Origin of the sequence: Thermovirga lienii (assembly GCF_036847465.1) — a bacterium.
GTDB lineage: Bacteria > Synergistota > Synergistia > Synergistales > Thermovirgaceae > Thermovirga > Thermovirga lienii.
The window spans coordinates 1-1,469 of the sequence record NZ_DAITZW010000087.1 but is presented as its reverse complement, the minus strand read 5'-3'; the positions used below and the strand labels follow the sequence as shown (position 1 = coordinate 1,469).

1 protein-coding gene is annotated in these 1,469 nt (G+C 51.9%); it reads right to left on the bottom strand.

The genetic code is table 11. The annotated features are described in order from the left end of the window. On the bottom strand, nt 1-1,469 hold a 1,469-nt coding region (locus tag V7Z69_RS09915), incomplete at both ends, for an aldehyde ferredoxin oxidoreductase N-terminal domain-containing protein (protein WP_334139820.1).

Here is a 1,469-nt window from a genome sequence, read left to right as displayed (position 1 = left end):
CGGTCAGGGTTACCGCCCTTTCAGCTATGAACAGGGTCTTGACCGGGTCTTCTTCGGGGATGTAGCCCTTTTTGATAAGTTCCGGCCAAAGGTCAGGGTCGTTTTCTCCAAAGGCCCAGCTGCGGCCCCTCAGGTGGTCGGCTCCCCTCGTCGAGGTCGCGTGGGCAAGGGCGAATATCCCCGCGGGGAAATGCCCCCTGCTAAGACCCTTTACATGGTAACAGAAGGGCATGGATTGAGGGCCAATTATCCTGGCGATGTTGTATAGTCCCTCTGCTACCAGGTTGCCGAAGCCTTGCCTCAGGGCTATCTGGTGGATTAGTTCAATCTGTGCTTCTGTGTTCTCCCATGAGAGGTCCAGCCCCCCTGTGTCTTCCTTTCCTATTATGCCCCGGTTGTAAAGGTCCTTCACGAAGGCTATGGCGTTTCCTAGTCCTATGACACACATGCCGTACTTGTCGGCCAGGTTTTCCATGGTCATTATGGCTATGGGGTCAGTAATGCCAGAGTTGGTCCCCAGGCAGTGGATACATTCATGTTCCATGGCCTTGCCTATTTCTCCCTTGTAGGGGCCATCGGGTATCTGGAACACGTCCTTGCAGGGCACTACACAGCTTGCACAAGCGGTGCGGCTAACCTCATACTTTTTGAGAGACTCGGGAAGTAACTCCTCAGGAGCCTCTTCAGGGGCGAGATATTTTTCGTTGTTGCGAAATCCTGGGTACCATCGGATCATTCCAACGTGGGTACCTATTTGGGCTACTACGTCCCGCTGAAAGGGATCGTTCATCAAGTAATCTCTGTCAGCTTTGGCAAGCTCTTCAAACGTCAATGGGTCGGATATGCCAGTTTTTATTTTGCCCCTTGCCGCAATGGCCATCAGGTTCTTTGAGCCCATGACGGCACCACTGCCCCTTGCCGCGGAGTTGTGTTTGTCGAACATTATTGAGGCGAAGCGAACCAGGTTTTCTCCCGCTTGTCCTATGGCAGCCACGGAAAAATCCCTGCCGAAGCGTTCTTTTAGGATGTCGGTCTTTTCCCAAGTGGAAGAGTCCTTCAAATCTACCGCCTCTATGAGGGAGACGTTCTCTCCGTCTATTATCAAAGCTACAGGGACATCTGATGCGCCGGTGAAAACTATTTGGTCAAAGCCAGCCCTCTTGAGAGCCAAGGCAAAGCTGCCTCCGCCATTCCCATCTCCCAAGATTCCTGTTAAAGGTGACAAGGTGCTTACATGGATACGACTGGTGGACGAGAGGTTTGTCCCTGTTAGGGGACCTACGGCAAGACACAAAAGGTTGTCTGGGCTCAGGGGGTCTATTCCCGGTCTTACGTGGTTGTAAAGCACCCAGTCATTGAGGCCCCTACCGCCTATGAAGTTTTTCAATACTTTTTTGTCTATTTGTTTTACTGCTATTTGCCTATTTGTGAGATCAACCCAAAGGGCCTTTCCGTTCCATCCGTTCATG